We start from the raw sequence: 19,579 nt of genomic DNA, 5'->3' as shown, positions 1-19,579 counted from the left end.
ATGCGTCGGGTGTTGGGGGGGGGTCCCCCCCCCCCCCCCCCCCCCCCCGCCCACGCCCACGCCCAGGCCCACTGAGCAAGCGCTTACCACCCTGGCTCCGACGGAGCACTCCTCCACCCCCGTACCCCCCACTGACAGAGGAGACAACCACACATGAGCACCCCCTCCCCGACGGCCGGTCCGCCCACGGGCCCGGTCCGCGTCGCGCTCGTGGGAACCGGGAACATCGCCCGCTTCCACGCGGAAGCGCTGCTGTCCCTGCCGGACCGGGCCGCGGTCGTCGCCGCCGTCGACGTCGACACCCGCGCCCTGGACGTGTTCCGCTCCCGCTTCGCGGTCCCGGCCGGGTACACCGACCTGACCGCGATGCTGGACCGGGAGCGTCCGGAACTGGTGCACGTGTGCACACCGCCAGGCCTGCACCGGTCCCAGGTGGAGGCCTGCCTGGGCGCTGGCGCCTCCGTGCTGGTGGAGAAGCCGCCGGCACTGAGCCTGGCCGAGGCGGAGAAGATGGCGGCGGCCGAGGGGGGCGGGCGCGGGCCGTGGATGGCCACGGTGTTCCAGCACCGCTTCGGCTCGGGCGCCCGCCGGGTGCGGGCGCTGTCGGAGGTCGGTGTGCTGGGGCGGCCCCTGGTGGCGGCCTGCCACACGACGTGGTTCCGGCCCCAGGAGTACTTCGACGTGCCGTGGCGCGGCAGGTGGGAGACCGAGGGCGGCGGCCCGACCATGGGGCACGGCATCCACCAGATGGACCTGCTGCTCTTCCTGCTGGGCCCGTGGACGGAGGTGTCGGCGGTCGCCCGCCGCCAGGCGCGCGACGTCGAGACCGAGGACGTCTCCCTGGCCCGGGTGGACTTCGCCAACGGTGCGGTGGCCAGCGTGGTCAACAGCCTGGTCTCCCCGCAGGAGGAGAGCCGGATCCGGATCGACTTCGAGCGGGCGACCGTCGAGCTGGTCCACCTCTACGGCTACGGCGACGGGAACTGGCGGATCACCCCGGCCCCGGGGTTCGAGGAGGAGGTCACGGCCGCCTGGGAGGCGGGGGAGCACGGCACCGACAGCGGGCACCGCGCGCAGATCGCCCGGGTGCTGGAGGCGCTGCGCGAGGGCACCGCCCCGCCCGTGTCCTCCGCCGAGTCGCTGCGGACGATGCGCCTGGTCGCGGGGGTCTACTCCTCCGCCTTCGAGGGGCGGCCCGTCACCCCCGCCGACCTGGGGCCGGAGTCGCCGTTCCACGCGCGCATGGACGGCGGTGCGGTCCGGTGGTGAGGCCGCGCCCGCCGGCGCGCGGTCCCGGGGGCCGCCCGGACGGCCCCCGCCCGTCGCCCGCGCCGAGGGGGACGCCGTGCGCCGCTACGTGATCCGCCGCGTGCTGTACATGGTCCCGACCCTGCTGGCGATCTCGCTGGTCGCGTTCCTGGTCATCCAGCTCCCCCCGGGCGACTTCCTCACCGCCTACATCGCCGAGCTGTCCGCGCAGGGGCAGGGCGTGGACAGCGCCCAGATCCGCGCCCTGGAGGAGAGGTACGGGCTCAACGACCCCTTCCTCGTCCAGTACTGGAACTGGATCTCCGGGATCGTCCTGGAGGGCGACTTCGGCCAGTCCTTCCAGTACCACCGCGAGGTGGCCGACCTGATGTGGGACCGAATCGGCCTCACCCTGGCCCTGGCCCTGGTCACCCTCCTGCTGAGCTGGGCGGTCGCCTTCCCGATCGGGGTGTACTCGGCGGTCCGCCAGTACTCGCCGGGCGACTACGCGGTGACCTTCGTCGGGTTCGTCGGCCTGGCCACGCCGAACTTCATGCTCGCGCTGATCTTCGCCTGGGTGTCCTTCCGCTACTTCGGCCAGAGCGTGGGCGGCATCGTCTCGCGCGAGTACGCCGACGCCGCCTGGAACCTGGGCAAGGTCCTGGACGTGGTGTCCAACCTGTGGATACCGGTGCTCATCATCGGCACCGCGGGCACGGCGGCGCTCGTACGCGTGCTGCGCGCCAACCTCCTGGACGAGCTGCGCAAGCCCTACGTCACCACGGCCCGCGCAAAGGGCCTGCCCGAGTGGCGGGTCATCCTCAAGTACCCCGTGCGCATGGCGCTCAGCCCCTTCATCAGCACCATCGGCTGGATCCTGCCCACGCTCGTGGGCGGCGAGGTGATGGTCTCCATCGTGCTGAGCCTGGAGACGACCGGACCACTGCTGGTGGAGGCCCTGCGCAACCAGGACATGTACCTGGCCGGGAGCTTCATCCTCGTCCTCGGCGTGCTGACGGTCGTCGGCACCCTGCTGTCCGACCTGCTGCTGGCCTGGTGGGACCCGCGCATCCGCCACCACCACGTCGAGAGGGTGTGACCCATGGCAGCCCTGCCCGACCGCCCCCCGCCCCCCGAGGAGCCCCGAGGCGCTACCGCCGCCGGACCCGGGGCGACCGAGCCCCCGGCCGCCGCGGACCCGCGGGGAGAGGCGCCCCAGCGCGTGCTCGTCTGGCGGCGCTTCCGCCGCAACAAGCTGGCCGTCGCCGGCGCGCTCGTGCTGTGTGCGCTGGTCCTGGTGTCGGTGTTCTCCGAGTTCGTCGCGCCCAGCACACCGGACGCCTACAACGCCGAGCGCACCTACGCCCCGCCGCAGGCGCTGCGCGTCGTGGACACCTCCGACGGCTTCGACCTGGGCATGTACGTGTACGGCTACCGGGTGGAGCGCGACCCCGAGACGCTCGCCAACACCTACACCGTCGACGAGTCCGTGAAGATCCCCGTCGGCCTGTTCGTGCGTGGCGAGCCCTACGAGATGTGGGGCCTGATCCCCTCGGACATCCACCTGATCGGCGCCAGCGACCCCGACCAGAACGTGTACTTCCTGGGCGCCGACCGCAACGGCCGCGACATGGCCTCCCGGATCGTCTACGGCACCCGGGTGTCGATGTCCATCGGCCTGGCCGGGGTCGCGCTGTCCTTCGCCTTGGGCCTCGTGCTCGGCGGCCTGTCCGGCTACCTCGGCGGACGCGTCGACAACGCCATCCAGCGCGTCATCGAGTTCCTGATGTCCATCCCCACGATCCCGCTGTGGATGGGCCTGTCCGCCGCCGTCCCCCGCGAGTGGGGGTCGGTGCAGACCTACGTCGCCATCACCGTGCTCCTGTCGCTCATCGGCTGGACCGATCTGGCGCGCGTGGTGCGCGGCCGGTTCCTGTCGCTGCGCCAGGAGGACTTCGTGACGGCCGCCCGACTGGACGGCTGCGGCACCGGACGGGTCATCGCCCGCCACATGCTGCCGTCCTTCACCAGCCACATCATCGCCTCGCTGACCCTGGCCGTGCCGTTCATGATCCTGGCCGAGACCTCGCTGTCCTTCCTGGGCCTGGGTCTGCAACCACCGGTCGTGAGCTGGGGCGTCCTCCTCCAGGAGGCGCAGAACATCCACTCGATCGCGGGCGCCCCCTGGCTGCTGCTGCCCGGGGCCGCGGTGACTGTGGCGGTGCTGGTGCTCAACTTCGTCGGCGACGGCGTCCGCGACGCCGCCGACCCGTACAGGTGAGGGAGGTGGCCGCCGTGACGGCCCAGACCCGCGACGACGTCGTCCTGGACATCCAGGACCTTCGGACCCACTTCACCACCGACGACACCGTGGTGCGCGCCGTGGACGGGGTGGACCTGGCGGTCCGCCGTGGCAGCACGCTGTGCGTGGTCGGCGAGAGCGGCTGCGGCAAGAGCGCCATGGCCCGCTCGGTGCTGCGACTGGTGGAGCCGCCCGGCGAGGTGGTGGGCGGCAGGATCCTGCTGCACCCGGAAGGAGAGGGCGGGGAGCCCCTGGACCTGGCCGCCCTGCGCCCCACCGGCAGGGAGATCCGCGCGGTGCGCGGCCGCGAGGTGGCCATGGTCTTCCAGGAACCCATGTCCTCGCTGTCCCTGGTGCACACCGTCGGCAACCAGATCGGCGAGTCCCTGCGCGTGCACCACCGCGTGTCCCGCCGGGAGGCCCGCGAACGCTCCGTGGACCTGCTCGAACGCGTGCGGGTCCCCGGCGCCGGGCGCGTCGTGGACTCCTACCCCTTCCAGCTCTCCGGCGGAATGCGGCAGCGGGTCATGATCGCGATGGCCCTGGCGTGCGGGCCGCGCGTGCTCATCGCCGACGAGCCCACCACCGCGCTGGACGTGACCACCCAGGCCCAGATCCTCGACCTGTTCGCCGATCTGCGCCGCGACACCGGTATGGGCCTGCTCTTCATCACCCACGACATGGGCGTGGTCGCCGAGATCGCCGACGAGGTCGCCGTCATGTACCTGGGCACGGTGGTCGAGCAGGGGCCGGTGGACGAGATCTTCCACGACCCCCGCCACCCCTACACCCGCGCCCTGCTGGAGGCGGTCCCCCGGATCGGCGCGGCCCGCTCGCACCGCCTGCCCACCATCCGGGGCGCCATCCCCGACCCCGGGAGGCAGCCCACCGGCTGCGTGTTCCGCACCCGGTGCCCCGAGGCCGTGGAGGGACTGTGCGACACCACCGTCCCCCCGGTCACCGCCCCCGGGCCCGGCCGCCGGGTGCGCTGCCTCCTGGAGGGGGGCACCCCGCCTCCCGGCGGCGCGGGCGCCGAACCGACCGGCAAGGAGACCGTCGATGCCGACTGAGACACCGGCCGGACCGCCGGATCCCGCGCCGCACGGACCCGCGTCCGCGCCCGCGGCCGAACCCGTCCTGAGCATCCGCGACCTGCGGGTGGACTACCCCGTGCGCGGGCGCTCCCGGCGCGGCCCCCGCCACGTGCGGGCCGTGGCCGGGGTGGACCTGGACGTGTACCCGGGCGAGACCCTCGGTCTGGTCGGGGAGTCCGGGTGCGGCAAGACCACCCTGGGTTCGAGCATCATGCGGGCCCGTCCGGAGGCCACCGGGCGGATCCGCTACCGCGCCTCCGACGGCCGCGTCCTGGAGGCCCTGGCGCTGTCCGGCGACGACACCGCCGTCTACCGGCGCGAGGTGCGGATGGTCTTCCAGGACCCGCAGTCCTCCCTCAACCCCCGGATGACCCTGCGCGACATCGTGGGGGAGCCCCTGCGGATGCTGCTGGGGCTGCGCGGGCAGGAGTTGGAGGCGCGCGTGCGCGAGGCCATGGAGCGGGTGGGGCTGCACCCCGACCACCTGCGCCGCTACCCGCACGCGTTCTCCGGGGGCCAGCGCCAGCGGGCGGCCATCGCCCGCGCCCTGGTCCCGGGTCCGCGCCTGGTCGTGGCCGACGAGGCGGTCAGCGCCCTGGACACCTCCGTGCGCTCGCAGATCCTCAACCTCCTCCAGAACCTCCAGGACGACCTGGGCCTGACCTACCTGTTCGTCTCGCACGACCTGTCGGTGGTCGAGCACGTGTGCGACCGGGTCGCGGTCATGTACCTCGGCCGGATCGTGGAGGTGGCGCCCACCGACGAGCTGTTCCGGCGGCCGCGGCACCCCTACACCGAGGCGCTGATCTCCGCCGTGCCCATCCCCGACCCGCGGCTGCGCGGCACCCGCGAGCGCGTCCGGCTCACCGGCGAGGTGCCCGACCCCTCGCGGCCGCCGTCCGGATGCCCCTTCCACCCCCGGTGCGGGTACGCCACCGACCTGTGCGCCGCAGAGGACCCCGCGCCGCGCACCGTCACGTCGGGCCGCACGGTGGCGTGCCACCACGCCGAGGAGCTCGACCTGGCCGGGATCACCGCGGACTCCGCGCCCGGCACCACGACCACCGGTCCCCCGGCCCGCGCGACGCGGGAACCCCCCACGAGGCAGGAGAAGGACTCATGAGACGACGGACAGCAGACGGCGGGAGGCGGTGGCTGGGCGCCGCCGCGGGAGCGGCGGCGGTCGTGATGACCGCCGGATGCACCTTCCTCTCCCTCGACCCCGAGGTCGAGGAGGGCGAACGGGTGGAGGGCACCGGCGAGGCGCCGATGCTCGCCGCCCTCGTGGAGTCGGGCGACCTGCCCCCGCTGGAGGAGCGGCTGCCCGACGATCCGCTGGTGGTGGAGCCCCACGACCGCGTCGGCGTGTACGGCGGCGAGTGGAACACCGCCATCCTCGGCGTGGGCGACTGGCCCTGGCTCGGCAGGACCGTGGGCTACGAGAACCTCACCCGCTGGGACCCCGAGTGGCAGGAGGTGATCCCCAACCTCGCCGAGTCCTGGGAGTACAACGAGGACGCCACCGAGCTGACCTTCACCCTGCGCGCGGGCCTGCGCTGGTCCGACGGCGAGCCGTTCACCTCCGACGACGTCGTGTTCGCCTTCAACGACATCTACAACAACGAGGCGCTGACGCCGGTCGCGGCCGCCAATCCCGGCACCGCCGAGAAGGTCGACGATCAGACCCTCACCATCACCTTCGACGAGCCCGACGCCCTGTGGGCCGGATACGACCTCCTCCAGTACCAGGTGGTGACCAAGCCCAAGCACTACCTGGAGCGGTTCCACATCGAGTACAACCCCGACGCCGACGAGCTGGCCGAGGAGGAGGGGTACGCCGGCTGGGTCGAGATGTTCGAGGACAAGGCCGGGGTGATCAACAGCGCCCAGTACTGGCAGAACCCCGACATCCCCACCATGTACCCGTGGCAGGTCGTGGAGCCGCTGGCCGACTCCGGGCGGATGGTGCTGGAGCGCAACCCCTACTACTGGAAGGTCGACACCGAGGGCAACCAGCTCCCCTACATCGACCGGGTCGTCTTCGACATCCTCCCGGACGAGGAGGTCATGCTGGTCAGGGCGCTCAACGGCGAGTTCGACATGCACTCGCGGCACTTCAACACCCTGGAGAACAGGCCCACTCTGGCCGAGGCGCGCGAGTCGGGCGGCTACGACTTCTTCGAGCTGCGGCCCGCGGAGATGAACACCGCGATGATCTCCCTCAACCTCACCCACGAGGACGAGGAGCTGCGCGAGACCTTCAACGACCGCGACTTCCGGGTGGCGCTCTCACACGCCATCAACCGTCAGGACATCATCGACGTCGTCTACCGCGAGCAGGGTGAGCCCTGGCAGGGCGCTCCCCGCGAGGACAGCCCCTTCCACAACGAGGAGCTGGCCAAGCAGTACACCGAGTACGACCTCGACCTGGCCAACGAGCTCCTCGACGAGGCGGGCTACGACGGGCGCGACTCCGACGGCTTCCGCACGAGCCCGCGCGGCGAGACGGTGCGCTTCACGCTGTCGGTGCCCACGGACTTCCGCCCCGACATCGTGGACTCGATGGAGATGGTCGTCGGCTTCTGGCAGGAGCTGGACATCGACGTGGAGCTCAGCACCGAGGACCGCTCGCTGTGGCAGACCCGCCGGGAGAACAACGAGCACGACGCCAACGTGTGGTCGGGCGACAACGGCATGATGGACGCGATGTACGACCCCCGCTGGTACGCGCCCACCCAGAGCGGGGAGTCCAACTTCGCCATCCCGTGGGCCCAGTGGTACGTCTCCGACGGCGAGGACCCGCGCTCCCAGGAGCCGCCCGCCGACGTGCGCGAGCACCTGGAGATGTACGACGCCGTCCAGGCCGAGCCCGACCCCGAGGCCCGCGAGGAGCTGATGCGCGAGTTCCTGGCGGTCTCCCAGGAGCGGTTCTACGCGATGGGCGTCAGCCTGAGCCCGACCGGCTACGGGATCGTCGCGGACCACTTCCACAACGTGCCCGAGTCGATGCCCTCCTCCGGTAACTACAACGACCCCGGGCCGACCAACCCCGAGCAGTACTTCATCGAGGAGTGACGGCCGCGGCCCTCCCCCCTCCCCCACGGCGACAGAGGCGACAGAAGGGTAAGGACATGTCCGCGAACACCACGGCGACCACGGCAGGCGGCGGAGAGCCCGCCGGGAGCGGCCTGGGGCTGGTCCACGATCAGGGGCGCTCGCTGCGCCTGACCCACGACGGGAGCGAACTCGTCCGCTACGTGTACCGGCCCTGGGACGTGCAGCTGGAGTCGCCGCGCCCCTACCTCCACCCGATCCGCACCCTGGGCGGGGACACCGTCAGCCTGTACCGGCCGCACGACCACGTGTGGCACAAGGGGATCGCGTGGTCCCTGCCCAACGTCGGACCGGCCAACTTCTGGGGCGGCCCGACCTACCTCCGGGACACGGGGTACCGGCAGCTCGCCAACGACGGCTCGACAGAGCACCGATCCTTCGATCGGATCGAGGCCTCACCGGAACGGGTCTCGATCGGAGAACGACTGGAGTGGGTGACCGAGCAGGGCGAGACCTGGTTCTCCGAGCGCCGGGGGCTGCGGTTCACCGCGGCCCCCGGCCGGGGGGCCTGGACGATGGTGTTCACGACCTCCTTCACCAACCTGACGGAGGAGGAGGTCCCCTTCGGCAGCCCCACCACGGAGGGACGGCCCAACGCCGGGTACGGAGGCCTGTTCTGGCGCGGGCCCCGCTCCTTCAGCGGGGGCCGCGCCTACACGGAGGGGAGGGAGGGCGACGACGACCTCATGGGAACGCGGTCGCCCTGGCTGGCCTTCACCGGCCGCCACGACGGCACGGACGGGGCGTCGACGCTGACGTTCGTGGACGCCCCCGACAACCCCGGCCACCCCGTGAAGTGGTTCGTGCGCAGCGGGATCTTCGCCTGCGTGTGCCCGGCACCCTTCTTCGACGAGGTGGTGACCGTCCCCGCGGGGGGCTCCCTCGCCTACCGGTACGCGGTCGTCGTCGCCGACGGGGACCGGGGCGCGGAGGGGGCCAGGACCCTGGCCGACCTCGGCCTGGGCGAACTGGCGGACGCGGCCTCCGAGCGCGCCGCCCCCGGCCCTGTCCCGGGTGCTGAGGCGGGCGCCGACGGCGGCACGGGCGGGGACTCCGGCGGGGAGGTGCGATGAACGCCCCGCGCGTCCCCGGGTTCCCCGGCGGCACCGCCGTCTCCCACCTGCGGGTCTACGACTGGCCCGCCGTCGACGGTCGCGCGGGGGGCTCGCCCCACCTGCACACCGCCTCGGCGGAGGGGTACGTGGTGCTCCGGGGCGAGGGCGTGCTGGAGACCCTGAGCGGCGCGGGGTTCCAGCGGACCCCGCTGCGGCCCGGCAGCCTGCTGTGGTTCACGCCGGGGACCGTGCACCGGCTGGTCAACGACAGCGGCGACCTGGAGATCCTGGTGGTCATGCAGAACGCCGGTCTGCCGGAGTCGGGCGACGCCGTGCTCACCTACCCGGGCGGGGTCCTGGTCGATCCGGACGCCTACCGCCGGGCCACCGTGCTGCCCCGGGCCGTCACCTCGGCCGAGCGCGCGGCGCGGGAGCGCCGGGACCTCGCCGTGGAGGGCTACCTGGAGCTGAGGGAACGGGTGGAGCGGGAGGGGCCGGACGCGCTGAAGGGGCTGTACCGGGCCGCCACGGAGCTGGTCCGGGACCGGGCCGCCGGTTGGCACCACCACGTCGACAGGGGACCGGTCCACCAGGCGCGGACCACCGTGCGGCACCTGGAGGCACTGGGCCGGGGTGACGGGGAACACCTCGCCGGCTCGGCCGTCTACACCGCCGACTCCCCTCCCGGGCCGCTGCGCAACGGTATGTGCGGGCACCTGCGGGTGTGGGACCTCGACGGGGCGAGGAGGGCCGACTGAGGAGGGGACGGGAGAACCGGAGCTGACGACACGGGTACCGGGACCGGGATCGGGCGGGGATGCCGCCCGGTTCCGGTCCGTGGCGTGCTTCGGTTCCGGACACAGGACCGGGACCTGGGCAGGGACCAGGAAAGCGAGAACCCGGCGAAGCCGTCACGTGGCCCTCACCGGGTATCCTGACCCCACCGGGGGTACGAAAGGTTCGTCCCCCGAAAAACACATCGCGGGCTGCCGCGAGCTAGCCAGAGGCCAGCGAGCAGCAACCCGCGCCAGTCGGGGGCACGGGGGTCGTCCCCCGAAAAAGAAACCGCGGGCTGCCGCGAGCCGACCGAAGGCCGACAAGCAGCAACCCGCGCCAGTCGGGGGCACGGGGGTCGTCCCCCGAAAAAGAAACCGCGGGCTGCCGCGAGCCGACCGAAGGTCGGCGAGCAGCAACCCGCGCAACGTGGGCGAGGAGGGATTTGAACCCTCACATCCTTTCGGACACACGGACCTGAACCGTGCGCGTCTACCGTTCCGCCACCCGCCCGAGTGACATGCCATTCAGTTGTGTTGCCAGGTGAACCGGGCTTTTCGTCCGTTTCTCCCTGGCGACATGGATAAGGCTAGCACGGTCTGAAGGTGGGTCGCACACGCGTTTCGGACCACCGGTTCGCGGCCCTCAGACGGCGGTCCCGAGGGTGCGCCTGAAACCAGGGGCACCTTGGCCCGGTTACGATCGTCTACACATACGAAGTGGAGTACAAAAGGGAGGTACCTCGTGGGAGTGCTCCAACGCTTCGAGCGCAGGCTTGAGGGCATGATCGAAGGCACCTTCGCGATGGCCTTCAAGTCCGAGCTCCAACCGGTCGAGGTGGCGAGCGCCGTCCAGCGTGAGATGGACGAGCGTGCGGCGATCGTCGCCCAAGGCCGCACCCTGGTTCCGAACGACTTCATCGTCGAACTGGCCGCCAGCGACAAAGAGCGCCTCGAAGTCTACGCCGACAGCCTGGGGCAGGAGCTGTCCAAGCTGGCGCGCGACTACGCGACGGAGCAGGGCTACTCCTTCGTCGGGCCGGTCCGCGTTCACTTCAGGTCCGACGAAGGCCTCAAGACCGGCCGCTTCCGCATCCGCTCCGGCGTCGTGCGCGGCACCATGGTCGGCAAGGACGGCGAGGTCCGTCAGCCGGTCGGCGACCCCGGCCCGAGTGGGGGCCAGCAGCAGACCGGACGTCCGCGTCTGCTGATCTCCCCCGGCGGCGCCGCCGCCGAGGGCGCCATCGCCAGCCACGGGATGCAGCAGTCCTTCGAGCTGACCACCCCGGTCACCCTGTTGGGCCGCGGCACCGACTGCGACCTGCGCCTGGTCGACAACGGCGTCTCCCGTCACCACGTGGAGATCCGGCTGGACGGCGACGAGGCCATCCTGGTGGACAAGGGGTCGACGAACGGGACCTTCGTCAACGGACAGCAGGTCAGGCAGGCCCGCCTGGTGGACGGCAGCAGGATCAGCCTCGGCCGCACCACCATGACGTTCCGCCGCGACTGACGCCCGGCGGCGGATCCGAAAACCAACGCGGTTCCGCGGGCGTCTGACAAGGGGCGGGCCGGGCTCAGGCCCGCTGTCAGATATCCGGCCGGGAGGGTAGTCTCCGCGAAGACCCGACCGATCGGGCACAATGGCCGCGGCCGCAGGCCGCGTCCAGCGACCTCGAGACTCACCGACCCGAAGGTGGGCAGACATGGTGGCGGCGCAGATGACCGCCATCCCGGCCGAAGCACGACAGGGGCTGAAGAGCAGTTCGATGTCCAACTTGACCCTCATACTGATCAAGATCGTGTATCTCGCGGGGCTTTGGCTGTTCGTCCTCACCGCGATCGGTGTGATCCGCACGGATCTCTTCGGCTCCAACAAGAAGCCCCGGAGGAAAACGCGCCCGGCGGCGCCGCGCCGGGACCGGGACCCCTCCCCGTCGTACTCCTCGGCGCAGCCCGCCCGGCCGCCCCGCGCGCGCCGGAACGAGCCCACGGCCCTGGTCGTCACCCAGGGGTCGCTCAAGGGCACCAGCGTCGACCTCGCCTCGCAGCCCATCCTCATCGGACGCGCCCCGGACTCCACGCTCGTCATCACCGACGACTACGCGTCCGGCCGCCACGCGCGCGTCTACTCCGACAACGGCCGCTGGTTCGTGGAGGACCTGAACTCGACGAACGGCACCTACCTCGGCCAGCAGAAGCTGAACCGCCCCCAGCCCATCACGGTGGGACAGCCCATCCGTATCGGCAAAACCGTCCTGGAACTGCGCAAATGACAATCGCTCTCCGATACGCGGCGTACTCCGACGTAGGATGCCTCCGCGAAGGCAACGAAGACTCCGGCTACGCCGGCCAGAACCTCCTCGCGGTCGCCGACGGCATGGGCGGTTACGCGGGCGGTGAGGTGGCCAGCTCCATCGCGATCTCCTCGATCCGCCGCCTCGACTCCGAGCCGCCCCGGTCCGACGAGATGGCCGAGGTGCTCCAGCGCGCCGTCGAGCAGGCCAACGCCTCCCTGTCGCGCAGGATCTTGGAGGAGCCCCAGCTGGAGAACATGGGCACCACCCTGACGGCCATGCTCTGGGCCGGCCCGCGGGTGGCGCTCATCCACATCGGTGACTCCCGCGCCTACCTCATGCGCGGCCCCCGCTTCGAGCAGATCACCCACGACCACACCCTGGTGCAGACCCTGGTGGACGAGGGCAAGATCACCGAGGAGGAGGTCGCCACCCACCCGCAGCGGTCCCTCATCCTGCGCGCCCTGGACGGCAAGAGCCCGGTCGACCCCGACATCTCCATCAGCGAGGCCAAGGCGGGCGACCGCTACCTGCTCTGCTCCGACGGGCTCTCCGGCGTGGTCAGCAAGAAGACCATCCACGAGACCCTCGCCACCGAGGCCGACCCGCGCGGCGCGGCCAAGAAGCTCATCGAGCTTGCCATCCGCGGAGGCGGCCCGGACAACATCACCGCGGTCGTCGCCGACGTCATCGAGGCCGAGACCGACAGCGAGGGGCCCACCCACGCCTCCCAGGTGGTCGGCGCCGCCGACCAGCGCCGCGAGAACGTCGACCAGGGCAACGACACACCCGCCAGACGAGCGCAGGAACTGCGCGGGGGCTCCGGCGACACCGCCGAGATGGACCCCGTCCGGGACGAGCCCGGACCGGACGCCTACGCCGCGGGCGGCGCCTACCAGGAGCCCTACAACGGCGAGTACGACGACTACGAGGCCCCGCCGGCCGACCGGCGGGGCCGTCCGGAACCCGAGTACCGCTCCAGGCGCTGGTGGCCGATGGTGCTCGTGTTCCTGGTCGTGGTCGCCGTCGTCGCGGGGGCCACGTACTACTTCGGCAGCCGGTACGTGAACAGCCAGTACTACGTGGGTCCCTCCCCCTCGGGGGACACCGTCAGCATCTACCAGGGCATCAACACCGACATCGCGGGCTTCAGCCTGTCGGAGGAGGTGGAGGGGACCGAGATCACCCTGGACTCGCTCTCGGAGGCCGACCGCGGCTCGGTGGAGAACACCCTGCCCGCGGAGAGCCTGGACGACGCCCGCGCGAGCGTCGACGTGCTGGGCGAGGGCGCGGCCGGGACCCGGACCGAGGAAGGGTCCGGGTGAGCCCACGTGAGTAAGGCTTCCGAACCCGAGGCGCCGACCGCGCTGCCGCCCGTCAAGAGGCGCAACGCCGAGCTGGTCCTCATCCTCTTCGCCATCGTCATCACCATGGCGGGCATCGCGATCGCGGGCGTCAACCTCAACGGCCAGGTCCCCGCCGCGATGTGGACGGTGGGCCTGACCTTCGCCGCCCTGTCGGCCGCCGCGCACGTGGCGATGCGCTTCGTGGCGCCCTACGCCGACCCGCTGATCCTGCCCTGCACGCTGTTCCTCAACGGGGTCGGCGTGGCGATGATCTGGCGGATCCAGGCGGGCGAGGCCGAGGACATCGAGCGCGCCGGGGTCGGCTCGCAGCTGATGTGGACCGCGGTCGGCCTGGTCCTGTGCTTCCTCATCATCATCTTCCTCAAGGACCCCCGCGTCCTCCAGCGCTACACCTACGTCAGCGGCCTGGTCGCGATCGTCCTGCTCGCCCTGCCGATCATCCCCGGCCTGGGCCAGGAGGTGTACGGCGCACGGCTGTGGATCGGCATCGGGCCGTTCACCATGCAGCCGTCGGAGTTCGCCAAGATCGCCCTGGTGATCTTCCTGGCGTCCTATCTGATGAGCAAACGCCAGGTCCTCCAGATCGTCGGCAAGCCGATCAAGGTCGGCCGCTTCACCCTCATCGAACTGCCCCGGGCACGCGACCTGGCGCCGATCCTGGTCGGCTGGGTGCTGGCCATCGGCATGCTGGTGCTCCTGCGCGACCTGGGCACCTCGCTGCTGCTCTTCGGCACGTTCCTGGCGATGCTGTACGTGGCCACCCAGCGCTCCTCGTGGGTGACCATCGGCCTGGTCCTGTTCGTCGGCGGGGCGTTCGTGGCCTACCTGCTCTTCTGGCACGTCCAGGCCCGCGTCAACATCTGGTTCAACGCCTTCGACCAGGAGGTCTACGACGCGGTCGGCGGCAGCGCGCAGCTGGTGCAGGGGCTGGTGGCCATGGCCTACGGCGGCCTCTTCGGCACCGGCCTCGGCGCGGGGGAGCTGTACAGCACCTTCGCCGCCGACAGCGACCTCATCCTCGCCACGATCGGCGAGGAGCTGGGCCTGACCGGCCTGCTCGCCATCCTCATGGTGCTCGGCCTGCTGGTGGAACGCGGCATGCGCATGGCGCTCGCGGCCACCGGAGCGTTCAACAAGCTGCTGGCCAGCGGTGTCGCCTTCCTTCTGGCGTACCAGGTCTTCATCGTCCTGGGCGGCCTGACCCGGGTGATCCCGCTGACCGGCTCGACCACGCCCTTCATGGCGGCGGGCGGTTCCGCGCTGATGGCGAACTGGATCATGATGGGGATCCTGCTCCGCATCAGTGACAACGCCCGGCGCCCCGCACCGCAGGCCATCCAGGACGAGGGCGCGACACAGGTGATCCGACGATGAACACACCGATCCGCAGACTCAGCATCTTCGCCTTCCTCCTGATCCTGATCCTGATGGCCAACGTCACCTGGCTCCAGGGCTTCCAGGCGGCGGCGATCAAGGAGGACCCGCTCAACCGGCGCCAGTTCACCGAACGGCTCAGCGAGGCCCGCGGCCCCATCCTGGTCGCGGACGACAACGTGGCCTACTCGGAGAACATCGCCGACGAGGGCCAGTCCCCCGAGTACCAGCGCATGTACGAGGGCGGCGGACTGTACACGCCGATCGTCGGCTCCTTCCGCACCTACGGCGCCTCGGGCATCGAACTCGCCGAGAACTCGCTGCTCGACGGCACCGACGACCGGCTGGCGGTGCGCAACTTCCGCGACATCATCACCGGCCGCGAGCCCGAGGGCGCCCAGGTCCAGCTCACCCTGGACCCGGAGGTGCAGCAGGCGGCCCACGAGGGCTTCCAGAACCTGGGCGACAAGAACGGCGCGGCCGTGGCGCTCGACCCCAGCACGGGGGCGATCCTGGGCGCGGTGTCCTACCCGTCCTACGACGCCAACGAGGTCGTCAGCATCACCGACACCGAGGCGGCCGTGGCCAACTACACGGAGCTGGAGGCCGACCCGCGCAAGCCGCTGCTCAACCGGGCCCTACACGAGTTCTACCCGCCGGGATCGACGTTCAAGGTGGTGACCGCCGCGGCGGCCATGGAGCACATGGAGGCCACTCCGGAGAGCACCCAGGAGGCGCCCGACGTGCTGGAGCTGGGCGGGACACTGCCCAACGCCACCCCGGGCGGGACCTGCAACGGCGGCCAGCCCGACACCCTGGCGCACTCGATCCAGATCTCCTGCAACACCTCGATGGCCAACTGGGCGATCGAGATGGGCGGCGAGGCCCTGTCGGAGCAGGCCACCGCGTTCGGGTTCAACCGCGAGGAGGAGCTGAACGTCCCGCTGTCGGTGATCCCGAGCAGCGCCCCGGTGGAGACCGACCGCAACATCCTGGGCCGCGCCGGCATCGGTCAGTCCAACGTGCAGGCGACCCCGCTCCAGATGGCGATGGTCGCCGCGGGCGTGGCCAACTCGGGTGAGGTCATGAAGCCCTACGCGGTGGACACCGTGCGCGACTCGGACCTGTCCGTGGTCACCCAGACCAGCCCGGAGAGCTACTCGCAGGCGGTCAGCGCCAGCACGGCCGAGGACCTCACCGAGATGATGACCCTGGTCACCGGGCCGGGCGGCTCGGGCACCAACGCGGCCATCTCCGGTATGGAGGTCGCGGGCAAGACCGGTACCGCCGAGACCGGCCCGGACAGCCCCACCCACAACTGGTTCATCGGCTTCGCCCCGGCTGACGACCCGCAGATCGCGGTCGCGGTCGTGGTCGAGTACGGCGGCAGCAGCGGCGGCGAGATCGCCGCCCCGATCGCCCGTCAGATGATGGAGGCAGTGGTTCAGTAGTGAGCGCCTACGAACCGTCTTCCCAGAACGGTCCCGGTGACCTCACCGGGACCGTTCTGAGCGACCGTTACCGCCTGGAGGAGCAGGTGGGCTCCGGTGGCATGGGTACGGTCTGGAAGGCCACCGACACCCTGCTCAACCGGCCCGTGGCGGTCAAACTGCTGCACCCCTCCCAGATGGCCGAGCCGACGGCCAGGGAGCGGTTCCGCACCGAGGGCCGGATCACCGCCGGCCTCTCCCACCCCGGGATCGCCCAGGTCTACGACTACGGCGAGGAGAACGGCCGCGCCTTCCTGATCATGGAACTCGTGGTCGGCGAACCGCTCTCCCAGGTCCTGCGCGAGCGGGGCCACCTCAGCGCGGACCAGACCCTGGACTTCGTGTACCAGGCGGCCAAGGCCCTGGCCGCCGCGCACGCGCGCGGCGTGGTGCACCGCGACATCAAGCCGGGCAACCTGCTGGTCACCCCGGACGGCCAACTCAAGTTGACCGACTTCGGCATCGCCCGCGGCGACATGTCGGTCACCCTCACCCAGACCGGCATGGTCATGGGTACCGCCCAGTACATCTCCCCCGAGCAGGCCTCGGGCAGGCCCGCGACCTCCTCCTCGGACCTGTACGCCCTCGGCGTGGTGGCCTACGAGTGCCTGGCCGGAACACCGCCGTTCACCGGCGACACCCCGGTGGCGCTCGCCCTCGCGCACACCCGCGAGGAGCCGCCGGAACTGCCCGACGACGTGCCCGCGGACGTCGACCACCTGGTGTCCTCCCTGCTGCTGAAGGAGCCCGAGGACCGGCCCGCGTCGGCCAGCGAGGTCGCGCACACGGCCGCGGTGATCCGCTCCAACGCCGGAACCGGTCCGCCCACGCCCTCCACCGGGTTCCAGGGCATGGCCCAGACCGCGGTGGTGGGAGCGGTGACCGGACCCGGTTCGGGTGCGATGACGTACCGGACCGGAGGTCAGCCGACCACCGTCACCGGTCAGGAGGACGCGTCGGCTAGGCTGGCCGGGGCACCGGAGCGGCGCCGCCGCGTCAGCGTGCCCGTGATCCTCGCGGCCGCGGCCGCGGCGATCATCATCGCGGCCGCGGTGGTGGCCGGATTCCTGTCCAACGGGAGGTCCGAGGTGGGTAACGTGCGCGACACCGTCGACCCTCCTGCGGCTACCCCTTCTTCCTCACCGGAGGAGACCGAGGAGCCCGAGGAGACCGCCCCGGCGGACGTCCCCGTGGCCCCGGAGGGCGACACCGGCTGGAACACGGAGCCGCAGGACCCGGTGGAGAGCCCGAGCCCCTCCCCGGAGGAGGGCGCCGAGGAGAGCGACGCTCCCGAGGACGGTGAGGACGACGACTCCGGGGGCGGCCAGAGCCCTCCGCCCGACAACGGCACCCCGGGACCGCCAGGGGGCGAGGAAACTCCCCCGGGCAACGGCGGCGGTGGCGGTGACGATGGCGGGGAAGCTGGCGGCGGAGAAAACGGCGGAGTGAACGCAGACTAGAAACCGTGAGCGAGAGACGTTCAGGGTAGGCGGCGGCCCGCGGGCGGCCTCCGGAAGACACGAGGATCACTACACGACATGTCCCAGCCCCGGCTCCTCGGCGGACGCTACGAGCTCGACACCATCGTCGGGCGCGGCGGCATGGCCGAGGTCTACCGCGCACGCGACCTGCGTCTCGACCGGCTCGTCGCCATCAAGACCCTCCGACACGACATGGCCCGGGACCACATCTTCCAGGCCAGGTTCAGACGGGAGGCGCAGTCCGCCGCCTCCCTGAACCACCCGGCCATCATCGCGGTGTACGACACCGGCGAGGACATGATCGACGGGGTGTCCATCCCCTACATCGTCATGGAGTACGTGGACGGGCGGACCCTGAAGGAGCTGCTGGACGACGACCGGCGCCTCCTGCCGGAGCGCTCGGCGGAGCTGGTCGACGGCATCCTCAAGGCGCTGGAGTACAGCCACGACAACGGGATCGTCCACCGCGACATCAAGCCCGCGAACGTGATGCTGACCCGTGGCGCCGACGTCAAGGTGATGGACTTCGGCATCGCCCGGTCCATGGACGACAACCAGGCGACGATGACGCAGGCCTCCCAGGTCATCGGCACCGCCCAGTACCTGTCCCCGGAGCAGGCGCGCGGCGAGCGGGTGGACCCGCGCAGCGACATCTACTCCACGGGCTGCGTGCTCTACGAGCTGCTCACCGGCCGTCCGCCGTTCACGGGCGACTCGCCCGTCTCGATCGCCTACCAGCACGTGCGCGAGGAGCCGGTCCCGCCGAGCGAGATCGACCCCCAGATCCCCCACTGGCTGGAGGACGTCACCCTCCGGGCGATGACCAAGAACCGCGAGGAGCGGTACCAGAACGCGGCCGAGATGCGCGCGGACATCCAGCGCGGCCTGGCGGGGATGCCCACCCAGGCGGGCACCATGGCCATGGCCGCCGCCGGTGCCACGACGGCGATGCCGCCCGCGCCCGCCGACCGGTACGACGACTACGACGATTACGACGACGACTACGACGACCGCTACGACGACCGCGAGAAGAACCGCGGCGGCAAGACCGCGCTGTGGGTCCTGCTGGGCGTCGGCGTGATCGCCTCCCTGGTGCTGGTGTTCGTGCTGATGAACCTGGGACAAGGGGATCCCGAGACGCCGACCGCCACGGTGCCGGACGTGGCAGGGTCCACCGTCGCGGAGGCCCAGGCTTCCCTCAGCGAGGCGGGCTTCGACAGCGTCACCCAGGAGCAGCAGGCGAGCGAGGACGTCGAGGAGGGACAGGTCATCGAGACCGACCCGCCCGCCGGCGACGAGGTCCCGGTGGACGAGGAGATCGTCCTGCACGTCTCCAGCGGCCCGGACGCCATGGAGATCCCGTCCGTGGAGGGCCAGTCCGAGTCCGACGCGACCGGCACGCTGAACGACGCGGGCTTCGAGAACGTCACCTCCGAGCAGAGGGCGGACGACAGCGTGCCCGAGGGCCAGGCGATCGGCACCGACCCGGCCGCCGGGGAGTCGGTCGCGCCGGACACCGACATCACGCTGCTGATCTCCTCGGGCCCCAACGAGGTGCAGGTGCCCGACCTGGTCGGCATGACCCGCGATGGCGCGGAGTCGGCGCTGGCGCAGAGGGACCTGAGCGCCTCCTTCTCCGAGGAGCCGAGCACGGAGGGCCCGGTCGGCACGGTCATCCGGCAGGACCCGGGGTCGGGGCAGAGCGTGGCGCCCGGGAGCACGGTGAACGTCGTGCTCGCGACCGAACCGGCCACGCAGGAGCCGCCGCCCGGCGGTGACGACGGCGGCGAGTCCCCTCCGGGTGAGGGCGGGGAGACCCCTCCCGGCGGTGAGAACGGTGGCGAGAGCCCTCCCGGCGGTGACGACGGCTTCGAGTTCCCGTCCATGCGCAGGGACTGAGGAGGCGGACGTGACGGCGGGCCGTTCCGTGCGACAGCACGGGGCGGCCCGCCGCCGTGTGCGGGCGGGTGACGCGGAGGGACGG

General features: G+C 71.4%; 15 protein-coding genes and 1 tRNA gene. 15 read left to right on the top strand and 1 reads right to left on the bottom strand.

What is annotated here, in order from left to right; genetic code table 11:
- Positions 1–153: 153 nt before the first annotated feature.
- From ACSIH6_RS32245 to ACSIH6_RS32210, 8 genes are all read left to right on the top strand, one after another.
- Positions 154–1,269 carry a Gfo/Idh/MocA family protein gene (locus ACSIH6_RS32245; RefSeq protein WP_435112119.1) on the top strand — a complete coding sequence of 372 codons (1,116 nt, stop codon included), beginning with the start codon at positions 154–156 and terminating at the stop codon, positions 1,267–1,269.
- A gap of 76 nt (positions 1,270–1,345) precedes the next feature.
- Positions 1,346–2,347 (top strand): ABC transporter permease, encoded by a 1,002-nt coding sequence (locus ACSIH6_RS32240; protein WP_435112118.1) that lies wholly within the window; start codon positions 1,346–1,348, stop codon positions 2,345–2,347.
- Positions 2,348–2,350: 3 nt separating this feature from the next.
- Complete coding sequence (locus tag ACSIH6_RS32235) at positions 2,351–3,529, top strand: ABC transporter permease (protein ID WP_435112117.1); 1,179 nt, start codon at positions 2,351–2,353, stop codon at positions 3,527–3,529.
- Positions 3,530–3,534: 5 nt separating this feature from the next.
- Entirely contained in the window at positions 3,535–4,620 is a 1,086-nt protein-coding gene (locus ACSIH6_RS32230; protein ID WP_435112116.1) for an ABC transporter ATP-binding protein, read from the top strand.
- Positions 4,610–5,767, top strand: coding sequence for an ABC transporter ATP-binding protein (locus tag ACSIH6_RS32225; RefSeq protein ID WP_435112115.1), 1,158 nt, complete (start codon positions 4,610–4,612; stop codon positions 5,765–5,767). The genes ACSIH6_RS32230 and ACSIH6_RS32225 overlap by 11 nt, the downstream gene beginning before the upstream one ends.
- A 65-nt stretch (positions 5,768–5,832) precedes the next feature.
- On the top strand, positions 5,833–7,719 hold the full coding sequence (locus ACSIH6_RS32220; RefSeq protein WP_435112122.1) for an ABC transporter substrate-binding protein: 1,887 nt from the start codon (positions 5,833–5,835) through the stop codon (positions 7,717–7,719).
- 56 nt (positions 7,720–7,775) lie between these two features.
- The gene (locus tag ACSIH6_RS32215) at positions 7,776–8,831 is read left to right on the top strand and encodes a DUF6807 domain-containing protein (protein ID WP_435112114.1); all 1,056 of its coding nucleotides are present in this window, start codon (positions 7,776–7,778) and stop codon (positions 8,829–8,831) included.
- Positions 8,828–9,571, top strand: coding sequence for a cupin domain-containing protein (locus ACSIH6_RS32210; RefSeq protein WP_435112113.1), 744 nt, complete (start codon positions 8,828–8,830; stop codon positions 9,569–9,571). Before ACSIH6_RS32215 ends, ACSIH6_RS32210 begins: the two co-directional genes overlap by 4 nt.
- 446 nt (positions 9,572–10,017) lie before the next feature.
- Here ACSIH6_RS32210 and ACSIH6_RS32205 read toward each other — a convergent pair.
- A tRNA-Leu gene (locus tag ACSIH6_RS32205) sits at positions 10,018–10,100 on the bottom strand.
- A gap of 231 nt (positions 10,101–10,331) precedes the next feature.
- Between ACSIH6_RS32205 and ACSIH6_RS32200 the strand changes: the two genes are divergently transcribed.
- The 7 genes from ACSIH6_RS32200 (at position 10,332) to pknB (ending at position 19,494) form a co-directional block, all read left to right on the top strand.
- Positions 10,332–11,099 (top strand): FHA domain-containing protein, encoded by a 768-nt coding sequence (locus tag ACSIH6_RS32200; RefSeq protein WP_435112112.1) that lies wholly within the window; start codon positions 10,332–10,334, stop codon positions 11,097–11,099.
- Positions 11,100–11,355: 256 nt separating this feature from the next.
- Positions 11,356–11,862, top strand: a complete 507-nt coding sequence (locus ACSIH6_RS32195) for an FHA domain-containing protein FhaB/FipA (protein ID WP_435112121.1) — start codon at positions 11,356–11,358, stop codon at positions 11,860–11,862.
- Positions 11,859–13,208 carry a Stp1/IreP family PP2C-type Ser/Thr phosphatase gene (locus ACSIH6_RS32190; protein ID WP_435112111.1) on the top strand — a complete coding sequence of 450 codons (1,350 nt, stop codon included), beginning with the start codon at positions 11,859–11,861 and terminating at the stop codon, positions 13,206–13,208. The genes ACSIH6_RS32195 and ACSIH6_RS32190 overlap by 4 nt, the downstream gene beginning before the upstream one ends.
- A gap of 6 nt (positions 13,209–13,214) precedes the next feature.
- On the top strand, positions 13,215–14,624 hold the full coding sequence (locus ACSIH6_RS32185; RefSeq protein WP_435112110.1) for an FtsW/RodA/SpoVE family cell cycle protein: 1,410 nt from the start codon (positions 13,215–13,217) through the stop codon (positions 14,622–14,624).
- Entirely contained in the window at positions 14,621–16,075 is a 1,455-nt protein-coding gene (locus tag ACSIH6_RS32180) for a peptidoglycan D,D-transpeptidase FtsI family protein (protein ID WP_435112109.1), read from the top strand. The genes ACSIH6_RS32185 and ACSIH6_RS32180 overlap by 4 nt, the downstream gene beginning before the upstream one ends.
- Complete coding sequence (locus ACSIH6_RS32175; RefSeq protein WP_435112108.1) at positions 16,075–17,574, top strand: serine/threonine-protein kinase; 1,500 nt, start codon at positions 16,075–16,077, stop codon at positions 17,572–17,574. The genes ACSIH6_RS32180 and ACSIH6_RS32175 overlap by 1 nt, the downstream gene beginning before the upstream one ends.
- 78 nt (positions 17,575–17,652) lie before the next feature.
- Complete coding sequence (pknB, locus tag ACSIH6_RS32170; protein WP_435112107.1) at positions 17,653–19,494, top strand: Stk1 family PASTA domain-containing Ser/Thr kinase; 1,842 nt, start codon at positions 17,653–17,655, stop codon at positions 19,492–19,494.
- The last annotated feature ends 85 nt before the right edge of the window (positions 19,495–19,579 follow it).

Origin of the sequence: Nocardiopsis synnemataformans (assembly GCF_965343085.1) — a bacterium.
Taxonomy (GTDB): Bacteria; Actinomycetota; Actinomycetes; order Streptosporangiales; family Streptosporangiaceae; genus Nocardiopsis; species Nocardiopsis alborubida.
The sequence above is the reverse complement of the archived record's forward strand: the minus strand, read 5'-3'. Positions and strand labels throughout refer to the sequence as shown.

Excerpts from the sequence above, each read along its gene's own strand:
- ACSIH6_RS32245 (WP_435112119.1), top strand. The coding sequence starts at position 154 with ATGAGCACCCCCTCCCCGACGGCCGGTCCGCCCACGGGCCCGGTCCGC.
- ACSIH6_RS32235 (WP_435112117.1), top strand. The coding sequence starts at position 2,351 with ATGGCAGCCCTGCCCGACCGCCCCCCGCCCCCCGAGGAGCCCCGAGGC.
- ACSIH6_RS32225 (WP_435112115.1), top strand. The coding sequence starts at position 4,610 with ATGCCGACTGAGACACCGGCCGGACCGCCGGATCCCGCGCCGCACGGA.
- ACSIH6_RS32220 (WP_435112122.1), top strand. The coding sequence starts at position 5,833 with ATGACCGCCGGATGCACCTTCCTCTCCCTCGACCCCGAGGTCGAGGAG.
- ACSIH6_RS32215 (WP_435112114.1), top strand. The coding sequence starts at position 7,776 with ATGTCCGCGAACACCACGGCGACCACGGCAGGCGGCGGAGAGCCCGCC.
- ACSIH6_RS32210 (WP_435112113.1), top strand. The coding sequence starts at position 8,828 with ATGAACGCCCCGCGCGTCCCCGGGTTCCCCGGCGGCACCGCCGTCTCC.
- ACSIH6_RS32195 (WP_435112121.1), top strand. The coding sequence starts at position 11,356 with ATGTCCAACTTGACCCTCATACTGATCAAGATCGTGTATCTCGCGGGG.
- ACSIH6_RS32190 (WP_435112111.1), top strand. The coding sequence starts at position 11,859 with ATGACAATCGCTCTCCGATACGCGGCGTACTCCGACGTAGGATGCCTC.
- ACSIH6_RS32180 (WP_435112109.1), top strand. The coding sequence starts at position 14,621 with ATGAACACACCGATCCGCAGACTCAGCATCTTCGCCTTCCTCCTGATC.
- pknB (WP_435112107.1), top strand. The coding sequence starts at position 17,653 with ATGTCCCAGCCCCGGCTCCTCGGCGGACGCTACGAGCTCGACACCATC.